The organism is Acinetobacter halobius (assembly GCF_044130335.1).
Taxonomy (GTDB): Bacteria; Pseudomonadota; Gammaproteobacteria; order Pseudomonadales; family Moraxellaceae; genus Acinetobacter.
This window is the reverse complement of sequence record NZ_JBIQOD010000020.1, coordinates 1-16,123: the sequence shown is the minus strand read 5'-3', so window position 1 is coordinate 16,123 and position 16,123 is coordinate 1. Positions and strand designations below refer to the sequence as shown.

Here is a 16,123-nt window from a genome sequence, read left to right as displayed (position 1 = left end):
GATGTGTAGTGTGTTAAGTGACCATATGTAACGATATAGAAGTTTTTTATATTTTCAGCGAGAAAATGTTGACAGCCCCATTCGATAATGATTATCATTTAAAACGTTCAATATACACCACGGAGTCGCCAGAATGAACGCACCATTTAGCTTATTTACTCGTAACGAAACAGCCCATTCACTACCAATGCTACACTCGAACAACTTATTTGCCCTAGGCCGTGAAATTCGCATTATGCACGCAGGAGAAGAGTACCGTCTACGACTCACACGCAATAATCGACTCATTCTAACCAAATAAGAATTATAAAAATTCAATAACAATAATCGTGGAAACAAGCAGTATGTCAGCGCGTACTGCTTTTTAATTGATTTAAAATATTCATTTTAATTTTATCGCTAAAAAAGCATGCTCTAAACCTTAACAATATCCAGTATTAATTCAACGCTTAAACCGCCTAAGTCAGATGGGCTAAATAACAACTGCCCTGCATGTAAATCGACAATTTTTTGACAGATGGATAGACCTAAGCCTGAGCCTTGTGTTTTTGTACCTAAAGCCCGATAGAAGCGTTCACCCAAACGTTGGATAACTGTCACATCTACACCATATCCACTATTTTCAATACTCAGTCTAAGTTGTTGTCTTTCAATCGTCAGCGTCACAAAAACTTTTGCCTGCTCAGGACTATAACGAATCGCATTATCAAGTACATTCCGTAGTGCACTGAATAAAAGCTGTTCATTGGCAAATACATAGACCTCTTTTGCAAGTACCATCTGAACCTCAATCTGTTTTGATTCTGCAAAAGGCTGTAAGGCTTTGACTACATCTTGTATTAACAGACTAAAATCAAATTTGCTTTTGGCTAAACTTTGACTTTGCTCTGGATCTAACCGTGCCAATAAAAGTAAATTATCGAGAACTTGTACCCCACGGCTCACATCTTGCTGAATTGGCTTAAACTCCTGCTCTAGCTCAGGAAACTTACGTTTGAGTACCTGAAGCCGCATTTGTATCGCAGACAATGGAGAACGTAGCTCATGCGAGGCATCTGCGGTAAAGCGTTGCTCTGCCACTAAGGCCTGATCTAAACGAGCCAATAGAGCATTCAACTGAGATAACATCGGTTGTAGTTCAATCAGTTCAGGTTCTGGCATAGAAATAGGCGCTAAATCATTTACCGATTTATTTGAAATTTGCTCTGAAACTTGGTGGATCGTCCGAAACTTGCGTCGAATCGCAAAGTGCATCAATAGCCATTGTACGCACCAGACTAAAAGCAATACCCCACTAAAAATCAAGATGGTGTGCCCAAAGGCTTGAAAACGATCCGATATCAACTGAGTGACTTGTACCTGCAATCCATGCTCATCCTGCGCAGTATAAATACGCCACAATTTCTGCTCTGACCAGTAAAAGCCATAAGGTGCATCTGAAACCAAACTTAAATGATCCACGGTTATTTTTTCTGGCACATCTTCTGAGGCAGTTAAAAGCTGTTGTGCGTTATCGAGTCGATAGCGAATATCAAACTCATCACTAAGTTCAGCCAAGGCCTGACCATTGCTGACAGTTAAGTCATCTGCCAACAACATATCGGCCATTTCATCCATGATCTCATCTTGCATAGACATGGTCTGATAAACAGACACTCCAATAAACATCAGCAAAGCCAAAAGCCCCGCCAGTATCGAACTGAGGAGCGAACTTTTAACGAGCTGACGTTGTAATGAAACTGGTTGAGCCATTATGCGTCCTGATTCATTCTATAACCCAAACCACGGATGGTTTTAATACAGTGGCTACCGAGTTTTTTTCGCAGTTGATAAATAAAAACCTCGATGGCATTGCTTTCGATTTCATCTCCCCACGCATATAGGCTTTCTTCTAACTGCTCACGTGTCACCACATGTTCAGGCTTGAGCATCAATTTATGCAAAATTTGAAACTCTTTGGCGGTCAAATTCACGGATTGACCATTTTGAGTTACGCTTTTGGCTTGTGGATCGAGTTGAATATTGGCATAACTCAATATATGCGAACTGCTATTTTGTTGCTGTCTCAGTTGTAGGCGAATACGAGCAGATAATTCCTCCAAACTAAAGGGTTTAACCAAATAGTCGTTGGCGCCCAAATCTAGCCCTTCGACCCGATCTCGAATGCTGTCACGCGCAGTGAGAAAAATCACAGGCGTCGAGAGGTTCTTGCCACGGACTTTCAGCAAAATGTCATCACCTGTGGCATGTGGCAATCCACGGTCTAAAAGCACACAGTCATACTGATGCTGTTCAATCGCTAAAATGGCATGATCTCCCCGCTCCACCCAGTCCACACTATAACCATCCATTTCAAGCCAAGTTTTAATACTTTCAGCTTGAGAGGCATCATCTTCTGCTAACAATATCCGCACTACTGAACCTGCCTTATCCCTGTTGTTTAAATCATGCTGTGAAATGATGAAAAATACAAAAACCACAGGGCTAAGATCAAATCTAAGCCATGTGGTTTTTTAAGAAAGTCCAATTAAGGTTGGACTAGAGTGTTTAGAATTTCACTTGATCTACATCAATTTCAACGCGTTTTGTTGGTTTATAGTCAATATCCACTTCACCGATAATGGTTACAGGTGTTTTAGCCGAAATCGCTTTGCCCCCCCATAATTCATCATCAATATCGACAGTGATTGAACCTGTTTGGTCACGAAATTCATACTTCTCATCACCAATGGCTTTGACCACATAACCTTTTAACTGAACATGGCTGTCATCTTTTAAAGTTAATGCATGCTTAACCGTAGTTGGCGTTGAAGCAGCTACAGCCGCTTGGTTCACCGCTGTATTTGCTACTGCCACAGTTGTCGAACCAATCACACCAGCAACCAATAACGCTTTCATCATCATATTCATATCCAGTACCTCTATTTAATTGTTGATCTATTTGATGAAGTTATTAAACCAAAATTAGATGAGCTGAATCTTAAGAAAGCTTCAAGTAAAACATTAAACGCTTAGTTGAGAGGTACGACACGCAACACTTCTTCTAGCGTGGTGACTCCCTCTAACACTTTTCGTGCCCCTGCAATCCGCAAAGGCTCAATGCCTTCTTTTTTGGCCTGCTGACGCAGTGCAGTCAAATCACCATTTGCACCAATTAATTGTTTAGCCTCTATGCTAATAGGCATAAACTCATAAATACCAACTCGCCCTTTGTAGCCCGTTTGACGACACTCTTCACAGCCTACTGCGGTAAAGACTTTTTCAGGCATCTCCATAATATAATCAAAAGTCAGGTGCTCCCACTCTTGGCTATTGATTTGTTTTTCCACTTTACAGTGTGGACATAGGCGCCGTACCAAACGTTGTGCCAATACACCCAAAATGGTGGCTGCAGTTAAAAATGGTTGTATGCCCAAATCGTGTAAACGGGTTAGACTAGAAGGCGCATCATTGGTATGTAGGGTTGAAAGTACCAAATGCCCTGTAAGTGCAGCTTGAATTGCCATATTGGCCGTATCATGGTCACGAATCTCCCCCACCATAATAATGTCGGGATCTTGGCGCATGAGTGCACGAACACCATCAGCAAAACCTAAGTCAATACCTGTGTTGACCTGCATTTGGTTAAAGCTTGGTTCTAACATTTCAATTGGGTCTTCAATGGTACAGACATTCACCTGTTCTGTTGCCAACTGTTTCAATGAAGAATAAAGCGTGGTGGTTTTACCTGAGCCTGTTGGTCCTGTCACCAAAATAATGCCATGACTATGTGAAGTCAGTGCCTTCCAATCACTGAGCAAATGCCCATCAAAACCCAACTGCTGAAAGCTACGTACCAAAACTTCTGGGTCAAAAATACGCATAACCAACTTTTCACCAAAGGCCGTTGGCAAGGTTGAAAGACGTAGTTCTGTTTCTTGTCCTTTGGGTGTACGTGTTTTTAAACGACCATCTTGTGGCTTACGTTTTTCTGCAACGTTCATTCGACCTAAAATTTTAATTCGCGAAATGACCGCCGTTAAAGTATTGGCAGGCATGTTATAAATCGTATGTAACACACCATCAATACGGAAGCGTACTTTACCATTGTCCTTACGAGGTTCTAGGTGAATATCACTGGCACTTTGTTCAAAAGCAAACTGTAAAACCCAATCAACTAATTTAACAATGTGTTGATCATTGGCATCAGGATTTTGACTATCACCTAATTGTAACAGGGCTTCAACGCCTTTATTTTCACGATCATAAATTCCAGACTTCTGTGAATTACTCACAGCGCGACTCACCTGATAATACTCCACGATATAACGTTGTAATTGTTCTGGGCTGAGCAATACGCGCTGGATTTTTTTCGGTGCGACATTATGCTCCAAATTCGCTACCCAATCCTTCATATAGGGTTGATCTGTCGCAATCAACACTTGATTGGGTTGAATCTCTACGGCCAAGATTTTATTGCGGAAGGCAAACTCTTGGGACATCACCGAAGTCAAGGCTTGAACATCAGCTTTGAGTGGATCAATCACATAAAACGGTAACTGGGTTTTTTCGGCTAACCATTGACATAATCGGTTCAACGTCAGTCTGGACTGAGGGTGTGACTGATCCTGCATATTAAAATGGGCAATCCATTGTAAAGGGTGCCACTTTAATTGATCCCGTTGACGGTGCGAGGTTTGTACGAGGTTTTTTTCTTTTTCAGTAATTCGCCCATCTTTAAAAAGTTGATCTAAGCACCAAGTGGTATCAATTTCAAAATTAAAATTCATTGTTATACGTCCCCAAACAGAACACCACTATAGCAAGATTTTCGAGATTATTTTGTACAAAGCACAGGCAAATCCTATAAATATAAAAAAGCATGTCAGCTGATCAATATAATCATGAAATGACTACGCTTTTTCTCTATTTTGACTTGAATCCACCACCTACATTCGCCTATATTTTAAACGACTCATTTGTGTTTATGAGGTAGGCTTTGGACTTCAGTACCATTTCAATCGACAACTATGCTTTATCTGACGTCCTGTTTACATTGGCCTCAGCTTTGGGCTGTGGTTTGCTCATTGGTCTAGAGCGAGAAAGAAGCAAGCAACGAGAAAACCAACAGAGCTTTGCAGGACTGCGCTCCTTTGCCATTTGTGCCCTTCTCGGTGCTATTTGTTTTTTATTTGGTGTCACCATTGGTATTGTGGGTGCGCTGATCATTGGAGGTATTGTCCTATTTTCCATGAAAAACCAAACTGAGGACTTAGGCTCAACCACTGAGCTCGCCTTTGTAATGACTTATTTTATTGGCGCCATGTGCCTGTGGAATGCACCTTTAGCTGCAGGTTTAGCCGTACTGCTGACCATTATTCTCATGACTAAACACTCCATGCACAGTATTGCAGGAAAATGGATTACAGAAGCAGAATTTAAAGACGGTATTTTCCTATTGGCTCTCATTTTAATAGCCCTTCCCTTAACACCGAATACGCCTTTATGGGGCGCTGTGCTGAATCCTTATATCATTTTAAAATTAGTCACACTCATTCTGGCTGTTCAAGCCCTTGCACATATCGCCAAACGATTGTTAAGCACTAAAAATGCCATGATTTTATCCGCAATTGCTTCTGGTTTTGTATCCAGTACAGCCACTATTGCTAGCTTGGGCATGGAGGTTCGAGCAGGTCGTGCACAGGCCAAATCCAATGCAGGTGCTGCTCTGATGTCATGTATCGCAACTTTATTGCAACTGCTCATTATTGTGGCGGGCGTCAGTATGCTCTGGCTTAAAACAATACTGTTACCCACTCTAATCGCATGTTTGATTTTAGGACTCTCTGCCTATACTTTAGTCCGCACTGCCCCAGCTCAAGAACAGCAACTGAGCAGTGATTCACGCATGTTTAGTTTAAAAGAGGCAGGAATTATTGCCCTGAGCTTAACTCTCATTCAGGCAGGAGTATATGGACTTCACCTGTGGCTAGGCGAAGCTGGCTTAATTGCAGGAACTTTACTGGCCTCTTTGTTTGAAATCCATGCGGCGATGGCAACCGTGGTGATGCAAGGTACCCCCACAGATACTGCTGTTATATCCGCCTTTATATTTGGTTTAGCCGCACATGCGATTGCCAAATCTGTGAATGCCGCTTTAACAGGAGGGATGCAATACTTTATTGCTTTTGCACCGATTCAAATTTTACATATGATGGTTTTAATCGGCTTACTGTACTGGATGGTTTTTTAAAAAAACTTAACTTACTTATTTTTATGAAATTTATTTATTTATTCAATACTATTAACCTATAATCAGCCCGCTTCATTTTTAAACAACAACGTTATTAATAATAAATTTTTTGAATTGGGTACTTTATGAAATTTAAAATATTATCATTTGCAATTTTTAGCACACTCATGCTGAGTGCATGTGGTGGAAGCTCTGATAGCTCAAATAATACAAGCACGAGCAACAACTCAACAACTACTGACTCATCAAATAATAATTCAAATACCGCTCAGCAATGGGAAATATTCCGTATTGATTATTGGTATGATCAACTCAATCAATTTGGTGATTTCAATGTACTGAATACACAAATTACACTGGTGGATGGTAAAGCCTATGCCACTTTAGATGCAGATGATAATACAAATGAAATTTACTTAACTACGCAAGGCGAGTATCAAACATTCGGCCCAACCCATAGTCGTTATGGCACTTTAATGGGTGAAATGACCTTTTCCAATAATCAACTCAAACTTCGCCCTTATTCAGCAATTGGTTCTACAGGATTAGAATTCACGTCAACTGTCAGCAAACGTGATATTTCAGGCGAAAGTCTACTTGCAACGGTAGACCCTGAGTTGAATTGGAACTTGAACTATCCTCAATATAGCGTCAAATATTCAGATGAAATCAATACAAAATTAAAAGCCTACCAAGCTTTAAAATTCCCAGCAGGTTCAACCTGCCTACTGGAAACCCAATATTCTAATAATCAGGAATATTTACTTTTAGCTGAAAAAGATGATGAATATCAACGTCTCTTTAAAGAATATACAGAGCGATTTACCAACCAAACTAAACAAGAGTATTTTAAGCTCACAAAATTTAAAAATGTTCTTGCCTACCATTACAGTCCTGACGGAACTGAGGCAAATGCTTTCATTGGATATGCTCAATACAAAGACAGTTACTATTCAAGTTCAAAAACAAATGCTGGGGTAGAGTCTAATCTTGCAGATGACATTCAATCAGAGAAAGACCTCATCACAAACAATATGTCTACCGAAGAGAAAAACGCACGTTTAGCTAAGGCAGATGGCTTAAATAAAGGTTGTGACCTGTATAATCCAATTGCAGCAAGTTATTTAGAACAAAACTTAAAGTTCTAAATTACTTGAAAAGCATGCTACCGATGAGCGTTTTAATGGCTACAGGAACTCAAAGTTCCTGTATTTCCACACACGTTTCATTTACCTTAAATTTCACATCTAAGTTTGCAAATCTCATCCCATAAATTCGCGCTTCATCATCTTGATATGCAGGTCGTGGGTCTAAAGATAAAACCGCCTCAAGCTCCTGTACTGTCTGCATAGAAATTTTGCCATTTGCTAAAAGCTGCTGCTTCTGTAGCAAAGCCAGATCAGACCACACCACCACCTTTCGTTTAGGCTCATCTTGTGCATAACCACTTTCAGCATCTAAAACTGCATCTGAATAGTGAATATAAGGCTTAATATCCACAATTGGCGTACCATCGAGCAAATCACTCCCTGTAACATACACACGAACTGACCGCCCTTCTTTTTTTACCGCTTTTAATTGAACTACAGATAGGCCAATTGGCGCTGGACGATACATGCTCCGTGTGGCAAACACTCCTATTTTTTTGTTGCCCCCTAAGCGAGGTGGTCGAACTTGTGGACGAAACTGTGCTTTTTCTTGATTCTTATTGTCATGAAACTGCCAAACCAACCATAAGTGACTAAAAGCCTCAATCCCCTCAAAAGCCAAAAGATCATTATAAGGGGCTGACATTTCAATATAGGATTCCACTTGTACCAAATTAGGTTGGCGAGGAATACCAAACTTTTCTTTATAAGAAGAGTGCATATAACCAATAATTGGCAAGGTTAACTCAGTTATCATCACTTTTTCTAATAAGCTCAATTAAATATATTCAGTTTATCGAGAATGATTTTAGATTAGAATAGCAAGCTGTTCTAATTTGATAATTTATTGAGACCTTTAATGGCTGCTTTCAACGTCGAAAAGATTACTCACGTCCACCATTGGAATGATACTTTATTCTCTTTTAAAACGACGCGCGACACTGCACTGCGTTTTAAAAACGGTCAATTTGTGATGATCGGCCTTGAAGTAAATGGCAAACCGTTAATGCGTGCTTATTCTATTGCCAGTGCAAACTATGAAGAAGAACTAGAGTTTTTCTCAATTAAAGTTCCAGATGGCCCATTGACATCTATCTTACAGAAAGTAAAAGTGGGCGATGAGATTCTAATCTCTAAAAAACCAACAGGGACTTTGGTTCTCGACGACTTGAACCCTGGGAAAAACTTATACCTCCTTTCTTCAGGTACAGGTCTTGCACCGTTCTTGTCTACAATTCGTGACCCAGAAACCTATGAACGCTTTGACAAAATCATTGTTGTACATGGTACTCGTTTCATTTCTGAATTAGCCTACCAAGACCTAATCCTAAATGAACTTCCAAGCCATGAATTCTTTGAAGAACTTGGCATCAAAGACAAATTGGTTTACTACCCAACGGTTACTCGTGAAGAATATCCAAACCAAGGTCGTGTAACGACAGCGATTGAAACTGGCGAATTGTTTGAAAAAATTGGGCTACCACGTTTCAACCCAGAAACTGACCGCGCTATGCTTTGTGGCAGCCCAGCATTCTTAGATGACGTTGCAGCACTTCTCGATCAACATGGTCTAAAAGAATCACCTAAAATGGGTGTACTGGGTGATTATGTTATTGAACGTGCATTCGTTGAAAAGTAAGATCGTATAAAGATATTAAAAAACCGAAGCTTAGGCTTCGGTTTTTTTATTTACTCTGCTTGTCTTTTTCTCTAATATTTGTACAAAAGAACAAATCTTAAATTTATACAATGACCTTTCCAAAACTCAATTTTAAAGACTATTTACACCCAAGACCTCAACCTAAAGGTCTCGATGTACAGTGTAAACTTCAGCATTTCGCCCTCATTACTTATGCACTCGACCCTACACGCTTCAAAGGCATTATTCCCCCTCGATTTAAATTAGACACTATCCTTTATCAAGGTCAACAATGTGCTTTGATGTCTGTCGTTCCTTTTATTGATGTTGACTTTAGCTCCGCCGTCTACCCTTTTCCTAAATTTACTATGGGACAAACCAACTATCGAGTGTATGTGATTGATCAGGAAACACAGGAACGTTGTGTTTGGTTTCTAGGCACAACTTTGGACTCTTGGACGCTGATCTTTCCACGCTATGTTTGGCAACTGCCATGGCATCCAGCCCAAATTGAGTTTGACTGTCTACAAGATCCGACTGGCTTATACACACAATACAAAATGCGAACCCAATCTGCATGGGCTAGCTCTGAAGTGAATTTAATTCAGGCTCAAGATGACCGCTGGTTTTTTGAAGGCTTTCCAGATTTAGAAAGTTACCAAGTCTTTCTTACACATCCTTTGGCAGGATTTTATCATCGCCGTGATGGCAAACTCGGTACATATCGTGTGTGGCATGAGCGCTTAAATCCTAGACCCGCAACACTGCACTACGCGCGCTTTGAGCTGTTAGCAAGGCTTAACCTTATATCCTATGAAGATCAACTCAAGCCTTATAGTGTACTGATTGAACCGATCAATGAATTTACAATTTACTTACCCCCAAGCGTACTCGAAACTGTAGCAAATTAAATTCTAAAAAAATTAATTCTATTTAAGTTATTGAATACTAGAGGCAATGAATAAATTTCAGCCAAACTCAAGACATATTGGTTGTTTTTCTCCACAATTTCTCTATAATTCAACAAAACAGACAAGTCTGTCTATTTTTGCTGAAATACTGAATGACCGAAAACATTCAGAGGGTACAAAAAAATATAAGAAGGCACGTTTAAGTTGCTCATATTCATATCACTCATTAGTGTCAAATAATGAGTGATATGAAAAATAAATTATTATCAGCAAAGCGCGATAATCTAACAGTTATCGCGCTTATTTATTTTTGATTGAATTTTATAAAAGTCTGCATGATTTCAATCAATAAGAATGTGATTCTTAGATGCCACATTCTTATTTTTAATAATTTAAGCCGCAGCTAATTCCATCTGAATCAATGTATTCACACGCTTCCAATACTCTTCCAAATGCACTTGATTTGGGTCAATTTGAGCTTGAATAGTCATTCCATCCAAAATACTAGAAAGAAAACCAGCCAACTGTTCATCTTGCTTCACCCCTAAATGATGCAATGCTTGGCGCAACTTTCCTTTTAACCACTCTTTATAATCAATTGCTGGTTGGAGCGATGACGGATAAATTTTTGAAATTTCTTCGACTGCTTTTTGAAACATGCAACCATTAAAGTCTGTCGTATGAAACCATGTATTATACCATTCAAAAATTGCGCGAATATGTGAGAGATAATCACTTGGGTCACACGCAGCAATCGTTGCATCGAGAGACTGCTGCAAATTTTGGTTTCTAGTCACTAAGCATTCTTCAATTAATTTAGCTTTGGAAGGGAAATATTTGTAAAATGTCATTTTAGCAACGCCAGACTCACTAATAATTCGATCCACACCGATAGAATTGTAGCTATGTGAGTTAAAGAGATTAAGCGCTGTATTAATGATGTCTTCTTTTTTTGACATTTATTTTACCTGATGCACAAAACTTTAAAATTAGGCCACGGCCCCATAAGAACACCACAAGAATATGAAATATATCGTTTCAAAACGATATTATATATCAAATTTAAAACAACACTGTTTTTTTATGGAAAATCTCACTAACATTAAAATAAGCGAATGAAATATAAGAGATTTAAATTCAATAAAAAAACTAGAAGAATGCAGCCTTTTTCACTATGATAAAAAATGATGAAAATTAAAATTTAACGCTCTATGAACACCCTTTCCTTTACTCAGTCTGAACATACCCGCGAAGAAGTTTTGTACTTTATTCAGCACTCCTTAAGTCCAGAGTTATGGAAATCAAATACTCAAGTGGTCCATGCACTAAAGCAGGCAACAGGAAATCATGCCTTATTTAAGCATCCTATCCTTACACGGTTGCACCAATGTCAACTGACCCTTGAGCAGTTAAAATTAATTCATCTGAATTATTTTACAGCTATTGTCAAAAATTTTACCGATGCCTTAAGCATGGTGATCTACCAAGCATTACAACTTGAAAACAACAGTAATATTAAGGCACAAGACCGTATTGCGGCAAAGATATATGCGCGTTATCTACTCTCACTCAATCTTTTTGATGAATTGGGTTTTAACACGCATCAACTTGAACAAAGCTCACCTGCAAAATCGCACTTGGTTTATTTTTTAAAGCTGATGCAACAACTCAAACTCGATGTCACTGACCAAAAACAAACTCAAGCCGAAGCATTCTCTCTTACACAGTTTATTCAAGAGCATATTCATTCTTATGCAGACTTATTGTTGATTTTGGCTTGTACTGAACTGCAAGTGATTAAGTTCAGTGAAGCACTCAGAACAAATCTCGCGGTGTATGATTCTTCGTTTACCAATGGTTATTATGCATGTCACGGTATTGCTAAAGCCAGTGACCAAACTCTTGCAAACGATGATAATCATGAAGACGATATTTGGTTGCTATTCACACAAAGCTACCAACCAAAAGACGAGTCATATTTTAAACAGCTTCAAGCTGAATATTTAAATCTGTGGAATGACTTTTGGACAAAGATGTATTTGCATACTCACTAATTCATCTTAATAGCTGTACGTCCATGTACACTCTCATATTCGTCTTAAACATGCAGAAGTTCCATCCTATGGAGTGTTAAACTTCAAACTACTGTAAGGCTGTAAACCGAATCTTGAACGCTAAACGTATTCGCAATTACATCCTATTCATATTTCACAGTCGAATTTTCTAAAACGCTCTTTTTCCGCTCAGCTAATGCCTTAATCACGACTTGATAGCCAGCTGTCAAACCTAACGTTGCCATAATACCTGCAACAATCATATCGGGCCACATACTTCCTGTCCCAAACACACCTATAGCTGCAAAGATAACCGCCACGTTTCCAATCGCATCATTTCGACTACAAAGCCAAACCGATTGCATATTCGAGTCCCCTTCGCGGTAAGCATATAAAATGACAGCACAAACCACATTCGCAAACAAAGCTATCACACCAATCACGCCCATAGTCATAGCTTCAGGCGGAATCCCTAGCACATAAGCATAAATCACTTTGCCTATCACAACTAAGCCAAACAACGCCATGGTTATACCTTTCAGCAAGGCTACTGTCGCTCGCCAGTATAAACTCGCACCGAGCACTGCCAGTGAAATACCATAATTCACCGCGTCACCAAAAAAGTCTAAGGAATCAGCCCATAATGATGATGAATGCGCATAAGCCCCACCAATGAGTTCCACCACAAACATAGCTAAATTAATAAATAAGGCAATCCATAATGCCGTTCTAAACTTACTATTCGGCTTTTGTGGTGCGGGTGTACAACTACATGAAGAACACGCCATATTAGCGACCTCTATCACTACTTGATCATTTTATATTATGATTAAAAACTATGGAGTCACTCTAAGGTCAAGCAAAATGAATCAACAAAACTCATCTCCTGTTTATTTAATAAAAGACTTAGTCCAAAAAACTGGCTTAAGTGCCGATACCATTCGTTTTTATGAAAAGAAAAATTTATTAGAACCTTCTTTTCGCGGGGACAATAACTATCGCTATTATCAAGATGAGGCGCTTAAACGACTCATTTTTATTAAACGTTGCCGTGCGCTGGATATCTCACTCAAAGAAATTGAATATCTCATCCAATTGGAGCAGAACCCACTACAGGACTGTAGCGCGGTCAATCAATTGATAGATGAGCATTTAAAACAAGTCGAGCAAAAAATAGTTGAACTAAAAAAATTCCAAATTCAGTTGCAACAACTGCGTCAATCCTGTGCCACGCTATCAACCATTGATGATTGTCAAATTTTAAGGCAACTTGAAGCGGAAACTTCTGACGAATAGCAGAACCTCAACATGCCTGATGGCTTAACTTCACTTTTATGCCTAGTCTTCACTTTCTTTCATCTAAATATGCAAAGACTCGTATAAAATTTTTAACTTTTCTTTTTCAAATCACCGTGAATTTTATATGAGGCACTTTATTTTTTAAATTTCTATCTTTATAAAGACATCATTCTTCACTAAAAAAAATATTATTTATTATTTAAAATTAAAGCCTTGAGTAAAAATTCATGATACTCACTAGCAGTTAAATTCCGAGTTTTTTACTAGGTTGAATCTATTTTTTAAAGCACTACAATAAAACCATATTTTTTTTATGCCTTAGTTTGATCATGAGCATTTCCCACGTTACTGAACTTCTTTCTCCTGCAGGTTCGCTTAAAAATATGCGTTATGCCTTTGCCTATGGTGCAGATGCAGTCTATGCCGGACAACCTCGTTATAGTTTACGTGTGCGCAATAATGAATTTGATCATGACAATTTAGCTATCGGCATTCAAGAAGCGCATGACTTAGGCAAAAAGTTTTATGTGGTCGTCAACATTCAACCCCATAACTCAAAGCTCAAAAACTTTATTCGTGACCTCACACCTGTGGTTGCGATGCAACCCGATGCCCTGATCATGTCAGATCCTGGGCTGATTATGATGGTACGTGAGCATTTTCCAAATATGGATGTGCATCTTTCTGTTCAAGCCAATGCTGTCAACTGGGCTACTGTGAAATTTTGGAAAAACATGGGACTGACTCGTGTCATTTTGTCCCGTGAATTATCCATTGATGAAATTGAAGAAATTAAGCAGCAAGTACCAGACATGGAAATTGAGGTTTTTGTGCATGGTGCGTTATGCATGGCGTACTCAGGACGTTGCATGCTTTCAGGCTATATGAATAAACGTGATGCCAACCAAGGAGCATGTACCAATGCTTGCCGTTGGGAATACAAAGTCCATCAGACTACGCAAGATGAAAATGGCGATGTGATCCCCGTTCAAAATCTGAATACAAGCTCCAACTGCTGTTCAAATTCTGATGTTGATGAAGTGCATATGCAAGCACAACATCAGTTCGATGAACCCGTATTATTACAACGTCATGATGAAGACATGTTTGCTGCTGAAGAGGATGAACATGGTACTTACTTTATGAACTCAAAAGACTTGCGCGCGGTGCAACATGTTGAGCGCTTAACCCATATGGGCATCCATTCTTTAAAAATTGAAGGACGGACTAAGTCTTATTTTTACTGTGCCCGTACTGCTCAAATTTATCGCAAAGCCATAGATGATGCGCTCGCAAATAAGCCTTTTGACCCTTCACTCATGACACAACTCGAAGGTCTGGCGAATCGTGGTTATACCGAAGGTTTTTTACGTCGCCACGTACACAGTGAATATCAAAACTATGCAAATGGCTCATCTAGTTTTGACCATCAACAATACTGCGGTGAAATTGTAGAGCGAAATAGCGATTATCTGAAAGTCGATGTCAAAAACCGTTTTGTGGTGGGCGATGTACTTGAACTCATGACCACGTCAGGCAATATCACCTTTAAATTGACAGAAATCCTCGATAAAAAAGGCAATCCAATACTTGAAGCGAAAGGCTCAGGACATGTAGTTGAAATACCTGTTCCTGCTGATGTCGACATGCGTTATGCCCTACTCATTCGTAACTTACCGCATTCAAGCACTGATATTTCAGCGCCTGCATTGGCTTATGTTGCAAGCTGACTGGGGATAATGCCATGGCACTACGAATAACAGATGCGTGTATTAACTGTGATATGTGCCTTCCCGAATGTCCCAATACTGCTATTTTTGAAGGTGACAAGATTTATGAAATAGACGTCAGCCGTTGTACAGAGTGTGTTGGTTTTTATGACACCCAAACCTGCGTCGATGTTTGCCCAATTGCCTGTATCGAGCCACACCCAGAACACATGGAAACTCAGCAACAACTGTTAGAAAAATTTAAAGGATTGAACTTATTTAGCGTCTAACCTTGGGGAAAGTAGAAAAGAAACCGAGTACTGACCACACTCAGAGTTTCAAAACAAAAACTGGGCAAAGAATAACAATAAACAACAACTAAATGAAAAAGCCAAAGTGATCTGGGGAACACTTTGGCTTTTTCTTTGCCCGAAATCATCATTCCAAAAAAAAGAACTCTAGCTGTTAGCGACCAGAGTTCCTATAAAAGTACAACTAGAGCTTAGTCATACAACATAAAGGGAAAAAGCCAACATAGAGTTTGGGAGAGCATTGGCTTTTTCATTTCGCACTTACAAGCCAGAACGAATAATATAGTCAAAAGCAGACAGAGATGCTTTCGCGCCTTCACCTGTGGCAATGATGATTTGCTTGTAAGGCACAGTCGTACAGTCACCTGCGGCAAATACACCTTTAACATTGGTTTCATTGCGATCGTTAATCACAATTTCATTACGATTTGAAAGCTCAACCGCTGTTTCTTTGAGGAAATCGGTGTTTGGCAATAAACCAATTTGCACAAAGATTCCAGCAAGCTCAACCGTATGTTCTACATCAGTTGCACGGTCTTTATATTTTAATGCCGTCACTTGTGAACCATCACCCACAACTTCGGTTGATAGGGCGTTCAGGATTACTGTGGTGTTAGGCAAGCTATGCAATTTGTCTTGCAACACTTGGTCAGCACGTAGTTTGGTATCAAACTCAACCAAAGTTACATGTTCCACAATCCCCGCAAGATCAATTGCCGCTTCGACACCTGAGTTCCCCCCGCCAATTACGGCAACACGTTTGCCTTTAAACAGTGGGCCATCACAGTGTGGACAGTAAGCAACACCACGGGTACGGTAT

The 16,123-nt window shown here is 39.5% G+C and carries 17 protein-coding genes; 9 read left to right on the top strand and 8 right to left on the bottom strand.

Annotated elements, in window-relative coordinates:
• Positions 1–133: 133 nt before the first annotated feature.
• Positions 134–301, top strand: coding sequence for a hemin uptake protein HemP (gene hemP, locus ACE01U_RS14550; RefSeq protein ID WP_004696105.1), 168 nt, complete (start codon positions 134–136; stop codon positions 299–301).
• Positions 302–414: 113 nt separating this feature from the next.
• Here hemP and ACE01U_RS14545 read toward each other — a convergent pair whose 3' ends face one another.
• The 4 genes from ACE01U_RS14545 to tfpB form a co-directional block, all read right to left on the bottom strand.
• A complete protein-coding gene (locus ACE01U_RS14545; RefSeq protein WP_395579814.1) occupies positions 415–1,752 on the bottom strand; it encodes a sensor histidine kinase in 1,338 nt (445 codons plus the stop codon).
• Positions 1,752–2,414 carry a response regulator transcription factor gene (locus ACE01U_RS14540; RefSeq protein WP_395579813.1) on the bottom strand — a complete coding sequence of 221 codons (663 nt, stop codon included), beginning with the start codon at positions 2,412–2,414 and terminating at the stop codon, positions 1,752–1,754. The genes ACE01U_RS14545 and ACE01U_RS14540 overlap by 1 nt, the downstream gene beginning before the upstream one ends.
• A 133-nt stretch (positions 2,415–2,547) precedes the next feature.
• On the bottom strand, positions 2,548–2,910 hold the full coding sequence (locus tag ACE01U_RS14535; protein WP_086207892.1) for a NirD/YgiW/YdeI family stress tolerance protein: 363 nt from the start codon (positions 2,908–2,910) through the stop codon (positions 2,548–2,550).
• Positions 2,911–3,011: 101 nt separating this feature from the next.
• Positions 3,012–4,769, bottom strand: coding sequence for a type IV pilus assembly ATPase TfpB (gene tfpB, locus ACE01U_RS14530; protein ID WP_395579812.1), 1,758 nt, complete (start codon positions 4,767–4,769; stop codon positions 3,012–3,014).
• Between the two features lie 209 nt (positions 4,770–4,978).
• Here tfpB and ACE01U_RS14525 point away from each other — a divergent pair, with 209 nt between their 5' ends.
• Together ACE01U_RS14525 and ACE01U_RS14520 are read left to right on the top strand one after the other, a co-directional pair.
• Positions 4,979–6,232: an MgtC/SapB family protein gene (locus ACE01U_RS14525; RefSeq protein ID WP_395579811.1), complete on the top strand. Its 1,254-nt coding sequence runs from the start codon at positions 4,979–4,981 to the stop codon at positions 6,230–6,232.
• 125 nt (positions 6,233–6,357) lie between these two features.
• Positions 6,358–7,380, top strand: a complete 1,023-nt coding sequence (locus ACE01U_RS14520) for a hypothetical protein (RefSeq protein WP_395579810.1) — start codon at positions 6,358–6,360, stop codon at positions 7,378–7,380.
• 49 nt (positions 7,381–7,429) lie between these two features.
• On the opposite strand, the gene tsaA is transcribed toward ACE01U_RS14520, so the two are convergent.
• Positions 7,430–8,137 carry a tRNA (N6-threonylcarbamoyladenosine(37)-N6)-methyltransferase TrmO gene (gene tsaA, locus ACE01U_RS14515; protein WP_086207895.1) on the bottom strand — a complete coding sequence of 236 codons (708 nt, stop codon included), beginning with the start codon at positions 8,135–8,137 and terminating at the stop codon, positions 7,430–7,432.
• Between the two features lie 102 nt (positions 8,138–8,239).
• Between tsaA and ACE01U_RS14510 the strand changes: the two genes are divergently transcribed.
• Both ACE01U_RS14510 and ACE01U_RS14505 read left to right on the top strand, forming a co-directional pair.
• Positions 8,240–9,019, top strand: a complete 780-nt coding sequence (locus ACE01U_RS14510) for a ferredoxin--NADP reductase (RefSeq protein ID WP_395579809.1) — start codon at positions 8,240–8,242, stop codon at positions 9,017–9,019.
• Positions 9,020–9,129: 110 nt separating this feature from the next.
• Positions 9,130–9,930 (top strand): DUF2071 domain-containing protein, encoded by an 801-nt coding sequence (locus ACE01U_RS14505; RefSeq protein ID WP_395579808.1) that lies wholly within the window; start codon positions 9,130–9,132, stop codon positions 9,928–9,930.
• Positions 9,931–10,322: 392 nt separating this feature from the next.
• Here the strand turns inward: ACE01U_RS14505 and ACE01U_RS14500 are convergent, their stop codons facing one another.
• Positions 10,323–10,889 (bottom strand): TetR/AcrR family transcriptional regulator, encoded by a 567-nt coding sequence (locus ACE01U_RS14500; protein WP_151706383.1) that lies wholly within the window; start codon positions 10,887–10,889, stop codon positions 10,323–10,325.
• A 252-nt stretch (positions 10,890–11,141) separates the two neighbouring features.
• Between ACE01U_RS14500 and ACE01U_RS14495 the strand changes: the two genes are divergently transcribed.
• Positions 11,142–11,984, top strand: a complete 843-nt coding sequence (locus ACE01U_RS14495; protein ID WP_395579807.1) for a hypothetical protein — start codon at positions 11,142–11,144, stop codon at positions 11,982–11,984.
• 143 nt (positions 11,985–12,127) lie between these two features.
• Here the strand turns inward: ACE01U_RS14495 and ACE01U_RS14490 are convergent, their stop codons facing one another.
• Complete coding sequence (locus tag ACE01U_RS14490) at positions 12,128–12,772, bottom strand: cation efflux transmembrane domain-containing protein (RefSeq protein ID WP_395579806.1); 645 nt, start codon at positions 12,770–12,772, stop codon at positions 12,128–12,130.
• A gap of 76 nt (positions 12,773–12,848) precedes the next feature.
• On the opposite strand from ACE01U_RS14490, the gene ACE01U_RS14485 reads away from it, so the two are divergent.
• The 3 genes from ACE01U_RS14485 (at position 12,849) to ACE01U_RS14475 (ending at position 15,282) form a co-directional block, all read left to right on the top strand.
• Positions 12,849–13,280, top strand: coding sequence for a Cd(II)/Pb(II)-responsive transcriptional regulator (locus ACE01U_RS14485; RefSeq protein ID WP_086207901.1), 432 nt, complete (start codon positions 12,849–12,851; stop codon positions 13,278–13,280).
• Positions 13,281–13,612: 332 nt separating this feature from the next.
• Positions 13,613–15,013, top strand: coding sequence for a prephenate-dependent tRNA uridine(34) hydroxylase TrhP (gene trhP / locus ACE01U_RS14480; protein WP_395579805.1), 1,401 nt, complete (start codon positions 13,613–13,615; stop codon positions 15,011–15,013).
• 14 nt (positions 15,014–15,027) lie between these two features.
• Positions 15,028–15,282: a YfhL family 4Fe-4S dicluster ferredoxin gene (locus tag ACE01U_RS14475; protein WP_110975970.1), complete on the top strand. Its 255-nt coding sequence runs from the start codon at positions 15,028–15,030 to the stop codon at positions 15,280–15,282.
• A 282-nt stretch (positions 15,283–15,564) separates the two neighbouring features.
• Here ACE01U_RS14475 and ACE01U_RS14470 read toward each other — a convergent pair.
• The coding region (locus tag ACE01U_RS14470) for an FAD-dependent oxidoreductase (protein WP_395552968.1) at positions 15,565–16,123 on the bottom strand (559 nt) is incomplete at its 5' end.

Excerpts from the sequence above, each read along its gene's own strand:
- hemP (WP_004696105.1), top strand. The coding sequence starts at position 134 with ATGAACGCACCATTTAGCTTATTTACTCGTAACGAAACAGCCCATTCA.
- ACE01U_RS14545 (WP_395579814.1), bottom strand. The coding sequence starts at position 1,752 with ATGGCTCAACCAGTTTCATTACAACGTCAGCTCGTTAAAAGTTCGCTC.
- ACE01U_RS14535 (WP_086207892.1), bottom strand. The coding sequence starts at position 2,910 with ATGAATATGATGATGAAAGCGTTATTGGTTGCTGGTGTGATTGGTTCG.
- tfpB (WP_395579812.1), bottom strand. The coding sequence starts at position 4,769 with ATGAATTTTAATTTTGAAATTGATACCACTTGGTGCTTAGATCAACTT.
- ACE01U_RS14520 (WP_395579810.1), top strand. The coding sequence starts at position 6,358 with ATGAAATTTAAAATATTATCATTTGCAATTTTTAGCACACTCATGCTG.
- tsaA (WP_086207895.1), bottom strand. The coding sequence starts at position 8,137 with ATGATAACTGAGTTAACCTTGCCAATTATTGGTTATATGCACTCTTCT.
- ACE01U_RS14510 (WP_395579809.1), top strand. The coding sequence starts at position 8,240 with ATGGCTGCTTTCAACGTCGAAAAGATTACTCACGTCCACCATTGGAAT.
- ACE01U_RS14505 (WP_395579808.1), top strand. The coding sequence starts at position 9,130 with ATGACCTTTCCAAAACTCAATTTTAAAGACTATTTACACCCAAGACCT.
- ACE01U_RS14500 (WP_151706383.1), bottom strand. The coding sequence starts at position 10,889 with ATGTCAAAAAAAGAAGACATCATTAATACAGCGCTTAATCTCTTTAAC.
- ACE01U_RS14495 (WP_395579807.1), top strand. The coding sequence starts at position 11,142 with ATGAACACCCTTTCCTTTACTCAGTCTGAACATACCCGCGAAGAAGTT.
- ACE01U_RS14490 (WP_395579806.1), bottom strand. The coding sequence starts at position 12,772 with ATGGCGTGTTCTTCATGTAGTTGTACACCCGCACCACAAAAGCCGAAT.
- ACE01U_RS14485 (WP_086207901.1), top strand. The coding sequence starts at position 12,849 with ATGAATCAACAAAACTCATCTCCTGTTTATTTAATAAAAGACTTAGTC.
- trhP (WP_395579805.1), top strand. The coding sequence starts at position 13,613 with ATGAGCATTTCCCACGTTACTGAACTTCTTTCTCCTGCAGGTTCGCTT.
- ACE01U_RS14475 (WP_110975970.1), top strand. The coding sequence starts at position 15,028 with ATGGCACTACGAATAACAGATGCGTGTATTAACTGTGATATGTGCCTT.